The sequence below is a fragment of the Rhodanobacter sp. FW021-MT20 genome (assembly GCF_041107475.1).
Lineage (GTDB): Bacteria > Pseudomonadota > Gammaproteobacteria > Xanthomonadales > Rhodanobacteraceae > Rhodanobacter_A > Rhodanobacter_A glycinis.
On sequence record NZ_JBGBPX010000003.1, the window covers coordinates 49,227 to 67,506 of the forward strand.

The 18,280-nt window shown below is 65.2% G+C and carries 18 protein-coding genes; 7 read left to right on the plus strand and 11 right to left on the minus strand.

The features are described from left to right. Positions 1 to 62: 62 nt before the first annotated feature. Positions 63 to 659: a CDP-diacylglycerol--glycerol-3-phosphate 3-phosphatidyltransferase gene (pgsA, locus tag AB7849_RS05155; RefSeq protein WP_008214708.1), complete on the minus strand. Its 597-nt coding sequence runs from the start codon at positions 657 to 659 to the stop codon at positions 63 to 65. 69 nt (positions 660 to 728) lie between these two features. Then, on the minus strand, positions 729 to 2,570 hold the full coding sequence (uvrC, locus tag AB7849_RS05160) for an excinuclease ABC subunit UvrC (protein ID WP_369500680.1): 1,842 nt from the start codon (positions 2,568 to 2,570) through the stop codon (positions 729 to 731). An 86-nt stretch (positions 2,571 to 2,656) separates the two neighbouring features. Here uvrC and AB7849_RS05165 point away from each other — a divergent pair, with 86 nt between their 5' ends. Then, positions 2,657 to 2,815, plus strand: a complete 159-nt coding sequence (locus AB7849_RS05165; RefSeq protein ID WP_008213872.1) for a hypothetical protein — start codon at positions 2,657 to 2,659, stop codon at positions 2,813 to 2,815. A 5-nt stretch (positions 2,816 to 2,820) separates the two neighbouring features. On the opposite strand, the gene kdsB is transcribed toward AB7849_RS05165, so the two are convergent. From kdsB to AB7849_RS05190, 5 genes are all read right to left on the minus strand, one after another. Next, on the minus strand, positions 2,821 to 3,594 hold the full coding sequence (gene kdsB, locus AB7849_RS05170) for a 3-deoxy-manno-octulosonate cytidylyltransferase (protein ID WP_008213873.1): 774 nt from the start codon (positions 3,592 to 3,594) through the stop codon (positions 2,821 to 2,823). 160 nt (positions 3,595 to 3,754) lie between these two features. Continuing rightward, entirely contained in the window at positions 3,755 to 5,065 is a 1,311-nt protein-coding gene (gene aroA, locus AB7849_RS05175) for a 3-phosphoshikimate 1-carboxyvinyltransferase (RefSeq protein ID WP_037101169.1), read from the minus strand. Continuing rightward, the gene (pheA, locus tag AB7849_RS05180; RefSeq protein WP_008213875.1) at positions 5,062 to 6,150 is read right to left on the minus strand and encodes a prephenate dehydratase; all 1,089 of its coding nucleotides are present in this window, start codon (positions 6,148 to 6,150) and stop codon (positions 5,062 to 5,064) included. Before pheA ends, aroA begins: the two co-directional genes overlap by 4 nt. Before the next feature lie 59 nt (positions 6,151 to 6,209). Beyond that, complete coding sequence (serC, locus tag AB7849_RS05185; protein ID WP_008213876.1) at positions 6,210 to 7,295, minus strand: 3-phosphoserine/phosphohydroxythreonine transaminase; 1,086 nt, start codon at positions 7,293 to 7,295, stop codon at positions 6,210 to 6,212. A gap of 254 nt (positions 7,296 to 7,549) precedes the next feature. After that, entirely contained in the window at positions 7,550 to 8,320 is a 771-nt protein-coding gene (locus AB7849_RS05190) for an FHA domain-containing protein (protein ID WP_092703492.1), read from the minus strand. Positions 8,321 to 8,570: 250 nt separating this feature from the next. Between AB7849_RS05190 and AB7849_RS05195 the strand changes: the two genes are divergently transcribed. Continuing rightward, positions 8,571 to 8,846: a polyhydroxyalkanoic acid system family protein gene (locus AB7849_RS05195; protein WP_008209745.1), complete on the plus strand. Its 276-nt coding sequence runs from the start codon at positions 8,571 to 8,573 to the stop codon at positions 8,844 to 8,846. A gap of 118 nt (positions 8,847 to 8,964) precedes the next feature. Continuing rightward, complete coding sequence (infA, locus tag AB7849_RS05200; RefSeq protein WP_008209748.1) at positions 8,965 to 9,183, plus strand: translation initiation factor IF-1; 219 nt, start codon at positions 8,965 to 8,967, stop codon at positions 9,181 to 9,183. 88 nt (positions 9,184 to 9,271) lie between these two features. On the opposite strand, the gene clpA is transcribed toward infA, so the two are convergent. Together clpA and clpS are read right to left on the minus strand one after the other, a co-directional pair. Then, positions 9,272 to 11,542, minus strand: coding sequence for an ATP-dependent Clp protease ATP-binding subunit ClpA (gene clpA, locus AB7849_RS05205; protein ID WP_008209750.1), 2,271 nt, complete (start codon positions 11,540 to 11,542; stop codon positions 9,272 to 9,274). A gap of 60 nt (positions 11,543 to 11,602) precedes the next feature. Next, positions 11,603 to 11,929: an ATP-dependent Clp protease adapter ClpS gene (gene clpS, locus AB7849_RS05210; RefSeq protein WP_008209752.1), complete on the minus strand. Its 327-nt coding sequence runs from the start codon at positions 11,927 to 11,929 to the stop codon at positions 11,603 to 11,605. A 115-nt stretch (positions 11,930 to 12,044) separates the two neighbouring features. Between clpS and AB7849_RS05215 the strand changes: the two genes are divergently transcribed. Genes AB7849_RS05215 through hflD form a run of 3 tightly spaced genes read left to right on the plus strand, consistent with a single transcriptional unit; the run spans position 12,045 to position 14,288 of the window. Next, positions 12,045 to 12,533: an NUDIX hydrolase gene (locus tag AB7849_RS05215; RefSeq protein ID WP_008209753.1), complete on the plus strand. Its 489-nt coding sequence runs from the start codon at positions 12,045 to 12,047 to the stop codon at positions 12,531 to 12,533. Then, positions 12,530 to 13,654: a tRNA 2-thiouridine(34) synthase MnmA gene (gene mnmA, locus AB7849_RS05220; protein ID WP_008209754.1), complete on the plus strand. Its 1,125-nt coding sequence runs from the start codon at positions 12,530 to 12,532 to the stop codon at positions 13,652 to 13,654. Before AB7849_RS05215 ends, mnmA begins: the two co-directional genes overlap by 4 nt. A 10-nt stretch (positions 13,655 to 13,664) precedes the next feature. Continuing rightward, positions 13,665 to 14,288, plus strand: coding sequence for a high frequency lysogenization protein HflD (gene hflD, locus AB7849_RS05225; protein WP_008209756.1), 624 nt, complete (start codon positions 13,665 to 13,667; stop codon positions 14,286 to 14,288). Between the two features lie 52 nt (positions 14,289 to 14,340). Here hflD and poxB read toward each other — a convergent pair whose 3' ends face one another. Next, on the minus strand, positions 14,341 to 16,065 hold the full coding sequence (gene poxB / locus AB7849_RS05230) for a ubiquinone-dependent pyruvate dehydrogenase (protein ID WP_008209758.1): 1,725 nt from the start codon (positions 16,063 to 16,065) through the stop codon (positions 14,341 to 14,343). Between the two features lie 111 nt (positions 16,066 to 16,176). On the opposite strand from poxB, the gene AB7849_RS05235 reads away from it, so the two are divergent. Next, positions 16,177 to 17,079 carry a LysR family transcriptional regulator gene (locus AB7849_RS05235; RefSeq protein ID WP_008209759.1) on the plus strand — a complete coding sequence of 301 codons (903 nt, stop codon included), beginning with the start codon at positions 16,177 to 16,179 and terminating at the stop codon, positions 17,077 to 17,079. A gap of 15 nt (positions 17,080 to 17,094) precedes the next feature. Here AB7849_RS05235 and AB7849_RS05240 read toward each other — a convergent pair whose 3' ends face one another. Continuing rightward, on the minus strand, positions 17,095 to 18,087 hold the full coding sequence (locus AB7849_RS05240) for a LysR family transcriptional regulator (RefSeq protein ID WP_008209762.1): 993 nt from the start codon (positions 18,085 to 18,087) through the stop codon (positions 17,095 to 17,097). Positions 18,088 to 18,280: the final 193 nt, after the last annotated feature.

The window sequence follows — 18,280 nt, forward strand, 5'->3', positions numbered from 1 at the left end:
CATCGGAGGCGCGCATTCTAATACGTGGAACCGGATCGTCAAGCCCACGCGTCGCGCATCATTCATTCGGAGGGATCGTTCGTCCCGCGATCCTGCAGGCTGGGCCACGCTGCACGCAGGTAGGTCAGGCCCGACCAGATCGTCAGCACGCCGGCGATCACCAGCAGCCATTCGCCGATGTTGTACAGGCTGAGCAGCTTGGCTTCCTTTTCGTGCTGCACGATCAGCACCACCAGCGCCACCATCTGCATCACCGTCTTCAGCTTGCCGATGAAGGCCACCTTGACCGTGGCACGCATGCCGATCTCGGCCATCCACTCGCGCAACGCCGATACGCTGATCTCGCGACCGACGATGATCGCCGCAGTCACTGCCATCAGGATGCTTGACCAACCGGGGCGATGCGCCTCCACCAGCAGGAACAGCGTCACCGCCACCATCAGCTTGTCGGCCACCGGGTCCAGGAAGGCACCGAAGGCTGAAGTGAGATTCATGCGGCGAGCCAGATAGCCGTCCAGCCAATCGGTGACGGCGGCCAGCACGAACACGATCGCCGCGGTGATGTTGTGCCCCCGGAACGGCAGGTAGAAAACGACCACCATCACCGGCAGCAGCGCCACGCGGAACAGGGTCAACCAGGTGGGTAAATTGATGCGCATGGCTCGCTTCCGGATTTCTGGGCCCAGTGTCGCATGGTTTGCAAGTGGGCTGCCCGCGCAATATGCCGCTCAGCCGTGCAACGCCGCGTAAATGCGTTCGGCCAGGCCGCGGTCGATGCCTTTCACCCGCATCAACTCTTCCACGCCTGCCGCCTCCACGCCAGCCAGGCCACCGAAGGTTCGCAGCAACGCGGAACGGCGGCGCGCGCCGACGCCGGGCACGTCTTCCAGCACGCTGCGTTCGCGCGCCTTCTCGCGTCGTTTGCGATGACCACTGATGGCGAAGCGGTGCGACTCGTCGCGCACGGCCGCCACCAGATGCAGCGCGGGCGACGCCGGCCCGGGATGGATCTCGCGGCCGGGGCTGCCCGGCGGCCGGTCGGCCAGGATCAGGGTCTCCTCGCCGGCGCGTCGGGCCGGCCCCTTGGCCACGCCGACCACATGGATCCCTTCGACACCCAGGCCCTTCAGCACGTCCAGCGCCTGCGCCACCTGTCCATCGCCGCCGTCGATCAGCAGCACGTCGGGGCGCGCGCCCTCGCCTTCGGCCACCTTGCGGAAGCGCCGCGTCAGCGCCTGGTGCATGGCGGCGTAATCGTCGCCGGGCGTGATGCCGTCGATGTTGAATCGACGGTAATGGGATTTTTCCGGGCCTTCCGGACCGAACACCACGCACGAGGCCACGCTCAATTCGCCACGCGTGTGGCTGATGTCGAAACATTCCAGCCGTCGCGGCGGCTCGGGCAACCCGAGCAGTTTCTGCAAATCCTCGAAACGCGTGCCCAGCGTCTGCCGGCTGGCCAGTCGCTGGGTCAGCGAGGCCTGCGCGTTGCGCTCGGCCATCTGAAGGAAACGCGCGCGCTCGCCACGCACGCGGGTCTTCAGTTCCACCGCGTGCCCGGCATGCTGCGCCAGCAGCTCGGCAAGAATCTCCTGATCGGCGAGGGCCTCGCCAAGAATCAGCTCGCGTGGCACCGGACGCTCCAGGTAGTACTGCGCGATGAACTGCGTCAGCACATCGCCCGGCTCGGCATCCAGCGGCAGGCGCGGGAAGAAATCGCGCGTGCCAAGGCTGATGCCGTCGCGGAAGAACAGCACGCTGACGCAGGCCATGCCCGACTCGATGCGGCAGGCGATCACGTCCATGTCGGCACTGGCGCCCTGCACGTGGTGCTGCGCCTGCAACTGGCGCAAGGCCGCCACCTGGTCGCGCAACGCGGCCGCGCGTTCGAACTGCAATGCCTGACTGGCCTGCTCCATCCCGGCGGCCAGCTCGTCGATCACCGCACTGCTGCGCCCTTCCAGGAACATCTCGGCATGGCGCACGTCGCGGCGGTAATCCTCCACCGAAATCAGTTCAACGCATGGCGCGGTACAACGGCCGATCTGATGCTGCAGGCATGGCCGTGAGCGGTTGCGGAAATAGCTGTCCTCGCACTGGCGCACCTTGAACAGCTTCTGCATCAGGCTGAGGCTTTCGCGCACCGCGAACGTGCTCGGGTAAGGCCCGAAATAGCGCCCGGGAAGGTTCTTCGCGCCACGATGGAAGGCCAGCCGCGGATAGTCCTCGCCACCGGACAGGTAGATGTAGGGATAGCTCTTGTCGTCGCGCAGCAGGATGTTGTAACGCGGCTTGAGCGACTTGATCAGCTGCGATTCCAGCAGCAGCGCCTCGCCCTCGGTGCGCGTCACGGTGATCTCGGCGCGCGCGATCTGCGCCACCATCGCGGCAATGCGCGGCTCCATCCGTGGTTTCAGGAAGTAGCTGCCGACACGCTTCTTCAGGTTGCCGGCCTTGCCCACGTACAGCAGCTCGTCCTCCGCATCGAAGTAACGGTAGACGCCGGGCGAGGTAGTCAGGGTGTGGACGAAGGCCTTGCCATCGAAGGCCTGCGGCGATGTAGGCTGCATGCGTGGATTCTATCTGGTCCCGGCCTGCGATTCGTGCGTCCGGCACCGTTATCATGCCCTGCCTGACCACCGCCGGAGACCGCCGCATGGGTTGCCTGCCCATTCCCATCCTGTTCGTGCTCGGTGTCGTGATCGGCTCCGTGTTCTGGGGCGATCGCGGCGCACTCTGGGGCGCGGGCATCGGCCTGGCCATGGGGCTGGGGCTGGCCAGCGCCTTTATCGCGCTGCTGCGCCGGCGCCGCTGAGGCTCTCAGCCCGCGGACTGCAACCAGCGCTCGGCGCGTTCCAGATCGGCTTCGGTATCGATACCTGGCGGAAACGGTTCCGGCGTCAACCGCACGGCAATCGCGTGTCCGTGTTCGAGCACGCGCAATTGCTCCAGCGACTCCGCCTGTTCCAGTGGCGTGCGCGGCAACTGCGCGTACTGGCCGAGGAAACTTGCGCGATAGGCATAGATGCCGATATGGCGCAGAAACGGCATACCGATCGGCAAGGCATCGCGGTCCGCGGCAAACGCATCGCGCGCCCACGGCAACGGTGCCCGGCTGAAATACAGCGCCCGGCCATTGCCCCCGTGCACCAGCTTCACCACGTTCGGATCGAACAACTCGTGGGCATCGCTGATTGGCGTGGCCAGTGTGGCCATCGGCGCATCGTCCTCGGCCAGGGCGCGCGCCACCTCACGAATCCCGGCGGCCGGCGCAAACGGCTCATCGCCTTGCAGGTTCACCACGATAGCGTCGTCGGGCCAGCCACATTGAGCTGCGCATTCGGCCAGACGATCACTGCCTGAGGCATGGTCGGCCCGGGTCATGCACACCTGCACGCCCTGTCCGTCCAGTGCCTCGGCGATGCGCGCGTCGTCGACCGCCACCACCACCTGCATGGCACCGGCCTGCAAGGCACGCTGCGCCACGCGAACCACCATCGGCACACCACCGATCTCGCGCAACGGCTTGGCCGGCAGCCGGGTGGAACCGTAACGGGCGGGAATGGCGACGATGAACGACGGGACGGTGGACATGATGGGCTCGGGCGGAAACTGGCTGCGACTTTAACCCAATTGCCACTGCCGGCCGCAGGAGCGCAAACCATCGCAAGCCCGAAGCCTCACCCATCTCCCGGCGGGAAAGAGGCTCAAGCGTCGCACGGTGCAACCCGCCGCATGACAGCCGCACCGATTGTCAGTCCGCGACGTCCAGCGCAAATCCGCAGCCATTGGCCAGATCCATGAAGCCGGGAAATGAAGTGGCCACATGGCGGCACTCATTGATCCGCACCGGCCCGCCAGCCACCAGCCCGGCCACCGCGAAGCTCATCGCGATACGGTGATCGGTGAGGCTTTCCACCGTGCCCCCGGTCAGCGCACCGCCTTCGATGATCGCGCCATCGGGTGTTTCCTCGATCTGCGCGCCCAAGGTTCGCAAACCCGTCGCCATGGTGGCGAGCCGATCGGATTCCTTCACGCGCAGCTCGGCGGCACCGCGGATCACGCTGCGGCCGTTGGCCACGGACGCGGCCACGAACAGTGCAGGGAATTCGTCGATCATGTCCGGCACCAGCGACTCGGGGAACTCGGCGCCATGCAATGCGGCATGACGCACCAGCAGATCGCCCACCGGCTCGCCGCCGCTTTCGCGCTCGTTCTCGACGCGGATGTCCGCCCCCATCAGGCGCAAGGCCTGCAGCAGGCCGGTGCGCCGCGGATTCAGACCCACGGCGGAAAGTCGCAGTTCGGAGCCTGGCACGATGCTGGCCGCGACCAGGAAGAATGCCGCCGAGGAAAAATCCGCCGGTACGTCGACGTCGACGGCATGCAAGGCATGTCCGCCCGAAAGCTTTGCGCGACCCGGCTCGAAAACAATCGGCCAGCCAAAGGCGGCTAGCATGCGCTCGGTGTAGTCGCGCGTGGGATGCGGCTCGACCACTTCGGTTTCGCCTTCGGCATACAGGCCAGCCAGCAACAACGCCGACTTCACCTGCGCGCTGGCCACCGGCAATTCGTAACGGATGCCACGCAGGGAGTGGCCACCGCGCACGACCAGCGGCGGCAAACCCTCGCGGGTATCGATACGTGCACCCATGGCCGCCAACGGATCGGTTACGCGCCGCATCGGCCGCTTCGACAACGAGGCATCGCCCACCAGCGTGCTGTCGAACGCCTGCCCGGCGAGCAGGCCCGCGAGCAGGCGCATGCCGGTGCCGGCATTGCCGCAATCCAGCGCCTGTGTGCTGGCACGCAGGCCGTGCAGGCCCACGCCGTGTACCACGCGCTCACCATCGGCCGGCGTCTCGATGCGCACGCCCAACTGGGCCAGTACCGCAGCGGTGGCGCGGGTATCCTCGCCCTCCAGGAAACCGCGGATGCGCGTGCTGCCGTCGGCCAGCGCCGAAAGCATCAGTGCACGATGCGACACGGACTTGTCGCCAGGCACGCGAACAGTTCCCCGCAGCGGCCCGGCGGGGCCACTGCGCCAGTCCAGCCGAGCGCTCACGGCAACGCTACCGGGTAGGAGCCGAGCACACGCAATTGCGCCACGGATTGCTCGATGTCCTTCACCGCACCCTGCAGTGCTTCATCGTTGATATGTCCCGAGACATCGATGAAGAACGCGTACTGCCACTTGCCCGAGTGCGCCGGGCGCGACTCGATGCGGTTGAGGCTGACGTCATGCCTGGCGAACGGGCTGAGCACGTCGTAGAGCGCGCCTGGCTTGTCGTTCACCGTGATCAGCAGCGAGGTGCGATCGTTGCCGGACGGCGGAAACAGCGAGCGGCCGATCACCAGGAAGCGCGTGGTGTTGTCGGCACGATCCTCGATGCCGGTGGCCAGCGTCTTCAGCCCGTAAACCTTGCCTGCCGTTTCGCCGGCGATCGCACCGACGTCGTCGGCATGCCGCGCCAGCCGCGCCGCCTCGGCATTGCTGCTGACCGCCTCGCATTCCACGCCGGGCAAGTTCATGCGCAGCCACGTTTTGCACTGTTGCAACGACTGCGCGTGCGCGTAGACGCGCTTGATGCCATCCAGCTTGCCGGCCATGGAATGCAGGCACTGGTGCACGCGCAGTTCCACTTCGCCGCAGATCCGCGCGTCGGAGGTGAGGAACATGTCCAGGGTCACCTGGATCATGCCCTGACCAGAATTCTCTACCGGCACCACACCGAAATCGGCATGACCGGCGGCCACTTCCTGGAACACCTCTTCGATGCTGCCCAGCGGCAGGCCATAGGCGGCATGGCCGAAATGCTTGCGCACCGCCTGCTCGCTGAAGGTGCCCTCGGGGCCGAGGTAACCGATCTTCAGCGGATCCTCCTGCGCCAGGCACGAGGACATGATCTCGCGGAACAGGCGCACCATCTCGGCATCCGGCAATGGCCCCTTGTTGCGGTCCACCACCATGCGCAGCACGTGGGCTTCGCGTTCCGGACGGTAATAGTCGATGGCCGAGAGGCCTTCGCCCTTCACCTTCGCCACTTCCTGCGCCCAGTTCGCGCGTTCGGAGATCAATTCCTGGATCTGCCGGTCGATGCTGTCGATGCGCTCGCGCACCTCGGGCAGGGAGGTTTTCGTATCGGTCATTTCGGCAGTCTTGGCGTAAAGAAGTCCAAACGGTGAACGGGCATGATGCCTGAAAAGTTTCAGCCGTGCCGGCGCGCGAAGTCACCCATGAACGCCACCAGTGCATCCACCGCGGCCAGCGGCACTGCGTTGTACAGCGAGGCACGCATGCCACCGAGCGCCTTGTGGCCCTTCAATGCCATCAGGCCGGCCGCCTCGGATTCCTTCAGGAAATCGGCATCGAGCGCACTGTCGTGCAGGGTGAATGGCACATTCATGCGCGAGCGCGCGGCCGGATCGACCGGGTTGCGGTAATAGCCACCGGAGCCGTCGATCACCGCATACAGTTTTTCGGCCTTGGCCCGGTTGTGCTCACCCATGGCCGCCACGCCGCCCTGCTCTTTCAGCCACTCGAAGGTGAGCCCGGCCAGATACCAGCCCCAGGTGTTGGGGGTGTTCAGCATGGATGCCGCGGCGGCGTGCTCGGCATAGCGGAAGATCCGCGCCATCGGCCGCGAGCTGCGTTCCAGCAGATCGCGACGCACGATCATCAACACCAGCCCGGAGGGCCCGATGTTCTTCTGCGCACCGGCATAGATCAGCCCGAAGCGCGACACGTCGAGCGGTTCGGACAGGATGTTCGAGGACATGTCCGCCACCAGCGGCACGTCGCCCACCACAGGTACGTCATGGTATTCCACGCCGTGGATGGTCTCGTTCGGCGTGTAGTGCACGTAGGCTGCGCGCGGATCGAGCTGCCAGCTTTCGCGTGGCGGCAGCCGCAGATAATTGTCGGCCTGGCTGCTGGCCGCCACGTTGACGCGAACATAAGGCGCGGCCTCACCGGCCGCCTTCGCGCCCCAATGGCCGTTGACGACGTAGTCGGCGCTGTCGCCCTCGCCCGCCAGGTTCATCGGAATCTGGGCGAAATGCTGGGTGGCACCGCCTTGCAGGAACAGCACGGCATAGTCGGCAGGAATGGCCAGCAGTTCGCGCAGATCGGCCTCGACCCGTTCGGCCATCGCGATGAAGCGCTTGCCGCGATGCGACTGCTCCATCACCGATGCGCCACTGCCGTTCCAGTCCAGCAACTCGCGCTGCGCGCGCTCGAGTACCGGAGGCGGCAGGGCCGCCGGGCCCGCACTGAAATTCCAGACCTGACTCACCGTTCGACTTCCCGTGGCTGCGTTCAGCGCATTATGCCGCGCCGCAGCAACCGGTCGTCAATGGCCATTCGGCACAAGCCCGATAGCGGCCCAGGAGCGTGGGCGGCAGAAATCTTCCGGGCTGCAAAAGCGCCTGCGTGGTCCATATTTCCATCGCTTCTTGGCCCATAGAACCACTATGGGCCGGCGAATCGTCGAAAATCTGTCCTCACGCAGCCACTTTTTCGCCTCGAAAGTTTCTACCGCCCACGCTCCTAGAAACGAACCAGCAACACCAGGGCAATGCCCAGGGCAATCACCGCGGCGGTGGCGATCAGCCACCACACCTCGCCACGCGGGCCAGCCTCGTCTTCGGGCAAACGCTTCGGCGCAGGCGGTTCCGGCATCACGATCTCGGGCTCCGGGCGCATGCCGGGGGCATCGATCACGAAGCGATGCATGGCCACGCCGATCTGGTCACCGGGCGACAACCGCGCCGTTTGCACGACCCTGCCATTGAGACGCAGCGGGTAACGCGTTGAAGCTTGCGCCCCACCTTCCAGCAACAAATGGCCATCGCGCCAGGAAATGTACAGCGCGGTGGATTCGTCCTGCGGCAACTCCAGCGGCAAGTGGCCTCCCGGCCCCAACTCCAGCCGGTCGCGCAACGGCAGCACGCGACCGGACAGCGGACCTGCGACCGCCCGCAGCGCCACCGTGCAGCGCTGCCGCTCGGATACGGGCGGAAGGTCGTGGACGACTTCGTCATCGGCGCTCAACAGCATGCGACACGTTCCCACGCTGAGCATGTCGCCCGCCCGCAGGATGGCTCGCTCACGTACCGGTCGCGCGTTCACATAGATGCGGCCAGCCGACGGCAATACCTGCAGCACCAGCCCCCGATGATCCTGCTGGATGTGCAGATGGTGCGGATTGGCCTGATCGGCAGCCAGCACCAGATCGTTGTCCGGTGCGCTGCCGATACGCAATTGTGGCTGCGTCCACGGGAACGATTCACGGGCGGAATGGGGAAACTGGATGCGCATGGACGGGCCGATACCTGATCAGCGAACTTTAGCAGCCTGCCGGGCTTTGGTGGTCGAGGCGCGAGGCCGGACTGTCGACGATTCGCCGAGCCATCGTGGTTCCCTGGCGAGCAAAACGACGGAAACACGCACCGCACTACCGCCACGGCAAACCGGTCGGCCCAAACCCGACAGATAACGGCCAGAAAGCCGGCACCTCGCCATGCCGGCTCCCGTATCATGTCGACACTTTTCGCATCGAAGCCCTGCCATGCCCAGTATCGACATCCGCCGCCCCCATGCCCTGCCCCTGGCCGAAGCCCGCGCCATCGTCGACAAGGTGGGCAGCCGCATGCAGGAAAAATTCGGCATGACCAGCCAGTGGCAAGGCGACACGCTGAATTTTTCACGCTCCGGCGTGAAGGGCAGCATCGCGGTGGCCGCCAACGAGATTCATGTCAACGCCGAACTCGGCCTGATGCTGGCACCGCTCAAGGGCATGGTGGAACAGGAGATCCAGCGCAAGCTGGACGAGCATTTCGCCTGAAAGCCCGTCTTGCGCCCTGGAAACGGGTCTTCTGACGAATCTTTAACCAGACGCCGGAACGTGGCATAATCGACGGCTTACGCAGCCACGACGGCTGTGCGCGAACCCTTGGGAACACATGGCCAAAGACGACGTCATCGAAATGGAAGGCACGGTCCTTGAGACCCTGCCCAATACCATGTTCCGTGTGCAACTGGAAAACGGGCACGTGGTCATTGCCCATATTTCCGGCCGCATGCGCAAGCATTACATCCGCATCCTGACCGGCGACAAGGTCAAGATCGAGATGACTCCATACGACCTGACCAAGGGCCGCATCACCTACCGCATGAAGTAACGGCGGGTACGCATCGAAACAAAAGGGCCGCGCATCGCGCGGCCCTTTTGTGTTGCCCGGCGTTTGGGAGCGCCACCGCTCCCGCCGGCTATTCCACCACCGCCGGCAGTTTTTCCGCCGCCTCGGTGCGCACCTGCAGTTCGCCGTCCTTCACGCCAAGCATCACCTTGCCGCCTTCGGACAGCTTGCCGAACAGCAACTCGTCGGCCAGTGCGCGTTTCACCTTTTCCTGGATCACCCGCGCCATCGGGCGCGCGCCCATCTGCGGGTCGAAGCCGTGCTCGGCGAGCCAGTGGCGGGCATCGGCGTCCACGTCCAGCGCGACATGCTTGTCCGCCAGTTGTGCCTCCAGCTCGATCAGGAACTTGTCCACCACCCGCAGGATGTGCTCGAAGTCCAGCGCGCCGAACTGGATGATCGCATCCAGCCGGTTGCGGAACTCCGGCGTGAAGGTGCGGCGGATCACTTCCATGGCGTCGGTGACGTGGCTCTGCTCCACGAAGCCGATGCTGCGCCGCGAGGCCTGTGCCGCACCGGCATTGGTGGTCATCACCACGATCACGTTCTTGAAATTCGCCTCGCGACCGTTGGTGTCGGTGAGCACGCCGCGGTCCATGATCTGCAGCAGCACGTTGAAGACATCCGGGTGCGCCTTCTCGATCTCGTCCAGCAGCAGCACCGCATGCGGATGCTTGGTGACGGCCTCGGTCAGCAGGCCGCCCTGATCGAATCCGACGTAACCCGGAGGGGCGCCGACCAGCCGCGAGACCGAATGCGCCTCCATGTATTCGGACATGTCGAAGCGGATCATCTCGATGCCCAGCTGCATCGCCAGTTGCTTGGTGACTTCGGTCTTGCCCACGCCAGTGGGACCTGCGAGCAGGAAGCTGCCGATCGGCTTGGACGGATCAGCCAGGCCGGAGCGCGCCATCTTGATCGAGGCAGCCAGCGCCTCGATCGCCGGGTCCTGTCCGAACACCACCATTTTCAGGTTGCGCTCGAGGTTCTTCAGCACGTCGCGGTCCGAGGCCGACACCTGCTTGGCCGGGATGCGTGCCATCTTGGCGACGATGTACTCCACCTCGGGCACGTCGACCCGGCCGGTGCGCTCGTCTTCCGGCAGCAGCCGCTGGCGCGCACCTGCCTCGTCGATGACGTCGATGGCCTTGTCCGGCAGCAGGCGGTCGGGGATGTGCTTCACCGAAAGATCCACTGCCGCCCTCAACGCCTCGTTGGTATAGACCACGTTGTGGTGTTCCTCGAAGCGCGAACGCAGGCCCTTGAGGATCTCGATGCTGTCCATCACGGTGGGTTCCACCACGTCGATCTTCTGGAAGCGCCGCGCCAGCGCGCGGTCCTTCTCGAAGATGCCGCGGAATTCCTGGAACGTGGTCGAACCGATGCAGCGCAGCTCACCGGACGCCAGCATCGGCTTGATCAGGTTCGACGCATCCATGGTGCCGCCCGACGCGGAACCCGCGCCGATGATGGTATGGATCTCGTCGATGAACAGGATCGCGCCCGGCTGCTTCTTCAATTGGGCGATGACGGCCTTCAGCCGCTTTTCGAAGTCGCCGCGATACTTGGTGCCGGCCACCAGCGCGCCCAGGTCCAGCGACCAGATCGTGGCGCTTTCCAGCACCTCGGGCACCTCGCCGTCGACGATGCGCTTGGCCAGCCCTTCGGCCAGCGCGGTCTTGCCCACGCCGGCCTCGCCGACATACAGCGGATTGTTCTTGCGCCGGCGGCACAACACCTGGATGGTGCGTTCGATCTCGTCGGCACGGCCGATCAGCGGATCGATCTTGCCTTCCAGCGCCAACTCGTTGAGATTGCTGGCGTATTCGACCAGGGGATTGCCCTTGGACTCGCCGCCTTCCTCGCCCTCGCGCTCGCCGCCGGCGACACCGGCGGCCGGCTCGTCGCCGATCTTGGCGATACCGTGCGAGATGTAATTGACCACGTCGAGCCGGGTGATCTCCTGCTGGTGCAGGAAATACACCGCATGCGAATCCTTTTCGCCGAAGATCGCCACCAGCACATTCGCCCCGGTGACTTCCTTCCGCCCGGAGGATTGCACGTGATAGACCGCCCGCTGCAGCACGCGCTGGAAACCCAGCGTGGGCTGCGTATCGCGCTCGTCACCGTGCGGCAATACCGGCACGGTCTCGGCGATGATCTTCTCGAGCTCGGCCGACAGCCGCGGCAGGTCAGCGCCGCAGGCGCGCAATGCGCCAAGCGCGGATTGATTCTCGGTAAGCGCCAACAGCAGGTGCTCCACGGTCATGAATTCGTGGCGCTGTTCGCGTGCCTGCTTGTAGCACTGACCGATGGTGACTTCGAGATCCTTGCTGAACATTCGGACCTTCTCCGTTGCAAATGGCGAGGGCGTTGCCCGTTGTCCCCGAAATGGGGTCGATCAGAGCTTTTCCATAGTGCACAACAAAGGGTGCTGATGGGAGCGTGAATATTCGTTGACCTGGGTCACCTTGGTCTCGGCCACCTCGCGGGTAAACACGCCGCACACCCCCTTGCCGCGGGTATGCACGTGCAGCATCACCTGGACCGCCTGTTCCTGGTCCAGCGCGAAAAACCCGCGCAATACCTCGACCACGAAGTCCATCGGGGTGAAATCGTCATTGAGCAGAACCACCTGGAACAACGGCGGGCGCATGACCTCGGGGCGCGAGGTTTCGACAGCCAGGCCGCGCTCGTGGTCATGCTCGTGGTCGGGTTCGTGAGCCATGTTGCCTCTGGAAGATATTTCGATGTCGATTATACGCCGCGACGGATTCGCTCCCGCGCCGGCAACGGCTTGAAGGTGATGGCACAATGACGTCTTTTCCAGCCCCCTCCCCACCGTGTCCAGCCCACTCTCTCCTGCCAGCGAACGCTGGCGCCCGCATGTCACCGTCGCCTGCATCGTCGCGGACGGCGCACGCTACCTGATGGTCGAAGAGGAAGTGAACGGCCGCCTCGCTTACAATCAGCCCGCAGGGCACCTGGACGATGGCGAAAGCCTGGCCCGGGCGGCCGTGCGTGAAACCCTGGAAGAGACCGGTTGGACGGTGCAACTGCAGCACCTGGTCGGCGTGCACCAGTGGCGCAGTACCGAACACGGCGACGCGGTGCTGCGTTTCAGCTTCGCCGCCCGTGCGATCAGCCATGATCCGGCGCAACCGCTGGACACTGGCATTCGCCGCGCGCTCTGGCTGAGCCGCGATGAAATTGCCGCACTGGGCGATCGCCTGCGCAGTCCGCTGGTATTGCAGAGCATCGACGCCTGGCTGGCCGGTTCGCGCCTGCCGCTGGACACCCTGCACTGGCTGCCCGATCCGGCCTCGCCATGAAGGTGATGCTGGGCATTTCCGGCGGCGTCGACTCCTCCGTCGCGGCGCTGCTGCTGCAACAGGCTGGGCATGAGGTCGAAGGCCTGTTCATGCAGAACTGGGAGGAGGACGACCGCAACGGCCCCTGCACCACCGACGTCGACCGCAAGGACGCCGTGGCCGTATGCGGCCGGCTGGGCATTCCGTTCCATGCGCGCAATTTTGCCAGCGAATACTGGGATAGCGTGTTCACCCATTTCCTCGACGAATACCGCGCCGGCCGCACGCCCAATCCCGACGTGCTGTGCAATCGCGAGATCAAGTTCAAGACCTTCCTCGACGAGGCACGCGCGCTGGGTGCGGAAAAGATCGCCACCGGCCATTACGCCCGCGTCGATTGCCGCCATGGCGAATACCGCCTGCTGCGCGCGGTCGATGCGTCCAAGGACCAGACTTATTTCCTGCACGCACTGGGCCAGCCGCAACTGGCGGCCACGCTGTTCCCGGTCGGCGAGATCGAGAAATCCCGGGTGCGCGAACTGGCTCACGAAGCGGCGCTGCCCACCCATGCCAAGAAAGACTCCACCGGCATCTGCTTCATCGGCGAACGCGACTTTCGCAGCTTCCTGGCGCAGTACATCCCGGCACGTCCCGGCGACATGCGCACGCCAGACGGACTGCGGGTGGGCGAGCACCAGGGCGTGATGTATTACACCCTGGGCCAGCGCAACGGCCTGGGCATCGGCGGCCGCACGAATGCCGGTGGCGAACCCTGGTACGTGGTCGGCAAGGATGTCGCCGCCAATGTGCTGTACGTGGCCCAGGGCGGCGAGAACCACTGGCTGAATTCGCAGCGCCTGCGCTCCGAAGCGCCCAGCTGGGTGGCCGGCCACGCTCCGGCGGACCGCTTTCGCTGCACGGCGAAGACCCGCTATCGCCAGGCCGATCAGCCGTGCGAGGTGCAACTGTGCGATGGTGGCCTCGACGTCCGCTTCGATACGCTGCAACGTGCCGTAACCCCGGGTCAATCGGTAGTCTTCTATGATGGCGAGGCCTGCCTGGGTGGCGCCGTGATTGCCGCCACCGATGCCGCCTACGGCGGCCTGTCCCCACACGAACGAGAGCAGCACAACGGTGTTTGAAGCCTTTGCCATGAATGAAGAGCGCGTGCTCGCGGTTGCCGGCCTGTTCCAGGCCACGGCGCTGGCGCAACAACTGGCTAACGAAGGCCGCTGCGACGAGCAGGCGCTGGAAGCCAGCCTGAAGAGTGTGTTCCGCATCGACGCGCCGTCGGTCGTGGGCGTCTACGGCAACGTCTCCGGCGTGCGGCTGGGCCTGCGTACGCTGATCGCCCAACTCGACGAGAACGGCCGCGACATGGCGGTGACGCGCATGGCAGTCACGGTGATGCGACTTGAACGCAGCCTGTCATCCCGCCACGAACTGCTGGATCAACTGCAACAAGGCATCGTCGCCGCGCAACGACAAGTGGACCACTTCGGCCAAGACTCGCCCCAGGTGATCAGCCGACTGGCCGCAGTGTATTCGTCGACCTTGTCCACGCTGAAACCGCGCGTGATGGTCACCGGCAACCCGCAGCTGCTGCAACAGGAGACCGTGGTGGAAAAAGTCCGCGCCAGCCTGCTGGCCGCGGTGCGGTCGGCAGTGTTGTGGCGCCAGGTCGGCGGTCGCCAGTGGCAGTTCCTGCTCAATCGTCGCCAGTGCAGCATGCTGGCTCGCGGCCTGCTCACCGGCACCACGCTGGACAACGGCTGAGCCTTTTCGATTCGGCGCGATTCCCGCTCCTGCGGGCTCGGCCGGCGCGCCGTCAACGCCGCCAGTTGGTCTGGGCCAGCTCGACCACCTCGTCACCACGCCCGTTCATGATCGCCTTGAGCATGTACAGGCTGAAGCCACGCGCCTGCTCCAACTGGATCTTCGGCGGCAGCACCAATTCCTGCTTCGCCGTCACCACGTCGACCAGCACCGGACCATCGTGATTGAAGGCACGGCGCAGTGCCGGCTCCAGATCTTCCGAGGCCTCGACGCGGATGCCGAGCACGCCCATCGCGTTGGCCATCGCGGCAAAATCCGGATTCGCCAGATCGGTATTGGTATCCAGGTAACCGTTGGCTTTCATCTCCATCGCCACGAAACCCAGCGAGCTGTTGTCGTAGACGATCACCTTCACCGGCAACTTCAGTTGAGCCAGCGTGATGAAGTCGCCCATCAACATGGCGAAACCGCCATCACCGGACAACGAAATCACCTGCCGCTGCGGGAAGGCCGCCTGCGCGCCGATCGCCTGCGGCATCGCGTTGGCCATCGAGCCGTGGTTGAACGACCCCAGCAGGCGACGCTGGCCATTCATCTGCAGGTAGCGCGCAGCCCATACCGTCGGCGTGCCTACATCGGCGGTGAAGATGGCATCCTCGGACGCCATCTCGTTGACCAGCCGGGTCAGGTATTGCGGATGGATGGCCCGCCCCGCCGGCGACGGCACGGCCAGATCGTCCAACCCTTTGCGCGCGGCGACGTAATGCTTGCGGGCGGTTTCGAGGAAGCGACGATCGGTCCGCTTCTGCAGCCGCGGCAGCAGGGCCCGCACGGTTTCGCCCACATCGGCGACCACGCCAAGATCCAGCCGCGCGCGACGCCCCAACGCCGAGGGATCGCAATCGACCTGCACCACCTTCGCCTTGCCCGGATAGAAATGCCGGTATGGAAAATCGGTGCCGAGCATCAGCAAGGTGTCGCAATTCAGCATCGCGTGATAGCCCGAGCTGAAACCGATGAAGCCGGTCATGCCCACGCTGAAGGGGTTGTCCCACTCCACGTATTCCTTGCCGCGCAGGGCGTGCACCACGGGCGCGCCAAGTGCATCGGCGAGCGCCACCACTTCGTCATGTGCATCGGCACAGCCGCTGCCACAGAGGATGGTGACCGCGCCACCGTCGTTCAGCACGCCGGCCAGATGATCCAGATCGGCATCGTTCGGCAGCATCCGCGGCGGCGTCAGCGCGGGCCAGTTGCCCAGCGGCGCCACGGCTTCCTGCAAGGCCACGTCACCGGGAATCACCACCACGGCCACGCCGCGCTGCAGGATCGCCGCGCGCATGGCCCGATGCAGCACCTGCGGCATCTGCGCGGGATTGGTCACCAGCTCGACGTAGTGGCTGCATTCCTTGAACAGTTCCTGCGGATGGGTTTCCTGAAAATACTCCAGGCCGATCTCGGAGGACGGGATGTGCGCGGCGATCGCCAGCACCGGCACGTGGTTGCGGTGACAGTCGAACAGCCCGTTGATGAGATGCAGGTTGCCCGGGCCGCAACTGCCGGCGCACACCGCCAGCTCGCCAGTCACGGCGGCTTCGGCACCGGCAGCGAAGGCCGCCACTTCTTCATGCCGCACATGCATCCACTCGATGCTTTTCAGGCGGCGCAGGCTGTCGTTGAGGCCATTGAGACTGTCGCCGGTGACGCCCCAGATGCGTTTGACGCCAGCCTGGGCGAGCGTGGCGGCCATCTGGTCGGCGAGCGTGATCTTGGGCATGACGGTTCTCCGCGGGGAATGGAAAAACTATGCGCCTGACCAGCCATCGTCGTCTAATATATGGAATTATCGAATTCGATATATTTTCGAGAATAACAAAGGCCAGACAACGTGGAATTGCGGCATCTGCGCTACTTCGTCGCCGTGGCGACCGAACGTCACTTCACCCGCGCCGCCGCCCGCCTGGGGATCGGCCAACCACCACTGAGCATGCAGATCCGCCAGCTGGAACGGGAACTGGGCGTGCGTCTGTTCCGCCGGCTGTCGCGCGGGGTCGAGCTGACCGAGGCCGGTCAGTTGCTGCTGGAACGGGCCGAATCGATCATGGCGCAAGTCGAGCAGGCCAAGACCGACGTATTGCGACTGGCACGCGGCGAGTCGGGACGCTTGCGACTGGGTTTCGCCGGCGCCACCTATTTCCAGCCACGGGTGCCGGCGCTGATCCAGAGCTATCGCGAACAGCACCCCGATGTGCAACTGCTGCCCGAGCAGAGCAATACGCCGGCGCTGATCGAAGGCCTGCACGCCAACACCATCGACCTGGCCTTCATCCGCCCACCCATCGAAGCCGATGACGCACTGGTGGTCGAAACCCTGGTGGAAGAGGACATGCTGGTCGTGCTGCCACACCGGCATCCGCTCGCGGTCAAGGCCGAGGCGATTTCGCTGGAGGCACTGGCCGGGGAAACCTTCATCCTGTTTCCGCGCGAGATCGGGCACGGGCTTTATGACGCCGTGGTCGGCGCCTGCCATCGTGCGGGCTTCAGTCCGAAACTGGGACTGGCGGCGCCGCAGATATCCTCGATCATCCCGATGGTCGAGGCCGGCTTCGGCGTCTCCGTGGTACCGCGCTCGGTGAACCGGATCAACGGCCCCGAGGTGACCTACCTGCCGATTGTCGGCGACATGCCGCGTGCACCGATCGCCCTCGCCTACCGACGCGATGACCGTTCGGCGGCCGTGCAGCATTTCGTCACGCTGGCCCGGCTGGGGATGCGCGAAATATCCCGGTGAACGACAGACGGCAAGCTACTTGCCGACCGATTTCCTGGCTGCGGATTTCTTGCCGACGGTCTTCTTCTCGACGGCCTTCGCCGGTGCCAGCTTGCGCAGTACCGGCAGCTGACCCGCCAAGGTCAGCAGCAGATGGCCGAAGGCGGCAATGTCCTCGCGCCACGGCATGGCTTCGCGCCAGTACAGGTCGATCTCACGACCCTGCCCCGGCCCCTTGAGCTTGGCCAGGGTGATGTCGGGAATCGATGCCAGCCGCTCCCGTGCCAGCGCCGGCACCAGTGCATAACCACCACGCAACACCACCAGCGCGGCCAGGCTTTCCAGGCTGACATCCTGCACATGACCATGCTCGGTGCCATCGCCGGGCATGCCGTCGGCATGGTTTTCGGCCATCAGCGTGGCATCGCCGGCATCGAGCTGCTCCAGTGCCACGTGGCGGCGACCGGCCAGCGCGTGGTCGGCCCGCAACATCAGGTCCCACGGCTCGAAGAACAACGGCCGCACCGCGATGCCGCTGGCCGCTTGCATCGGTGGCGCCAGCACCGCATCCAGCTCGCCCTCGTGCAAACGCCGCAGCAGGCCACGCGGCTTGCCTTCGGAAAGGCTCAGGCGCGCGCCTGGAAAATGCTGCGGAAACGGGCCGATCAGATGCGGCAACAGATACGGCCCCAGCGACGCCGGCACGCCCAGCCGCAATTCCCCGCCAAACGCCACCGCACCACTGCGTGCGGTCTGCTGCAGGAGTTCGGCCGCGCCCAGCACGGCATCGATCTGCAGCAGCAGTCGCTTTCCGCCGGCCGTGGGCACGATCTTGCGCCCGCCGCGCTCGAACAACGGCGTGCCCAACGCCTGCTCCACCTTCTGCACCTGGTGCGACAAGCCGGAGGGACTGATGTGCATGGCGCGTGCCGCACTGTTGAAGCTGCCGTGACGATGCACGGCCTGCACCAACGCCAGGTCACGCAGCGAGACGGCCGCAAGGGTCAACGAAATCATCGAATGCTGCATGTCATGAAATGCGTTTGTGCGTGATGGCCCGGGGCGCCATGCTATGCGGTGTACCCACCGCATGCCCGCCGATGATGCAGTCTACCGGTCGGCATTGGTGTTGCCGCAAGGCCCGCGCATGAACCGACACCTCTCTACCGACTGACGGCGGCGCGGCGTTTGCGCGATAATTGCGGTCTTTTCCGGCTCGGAC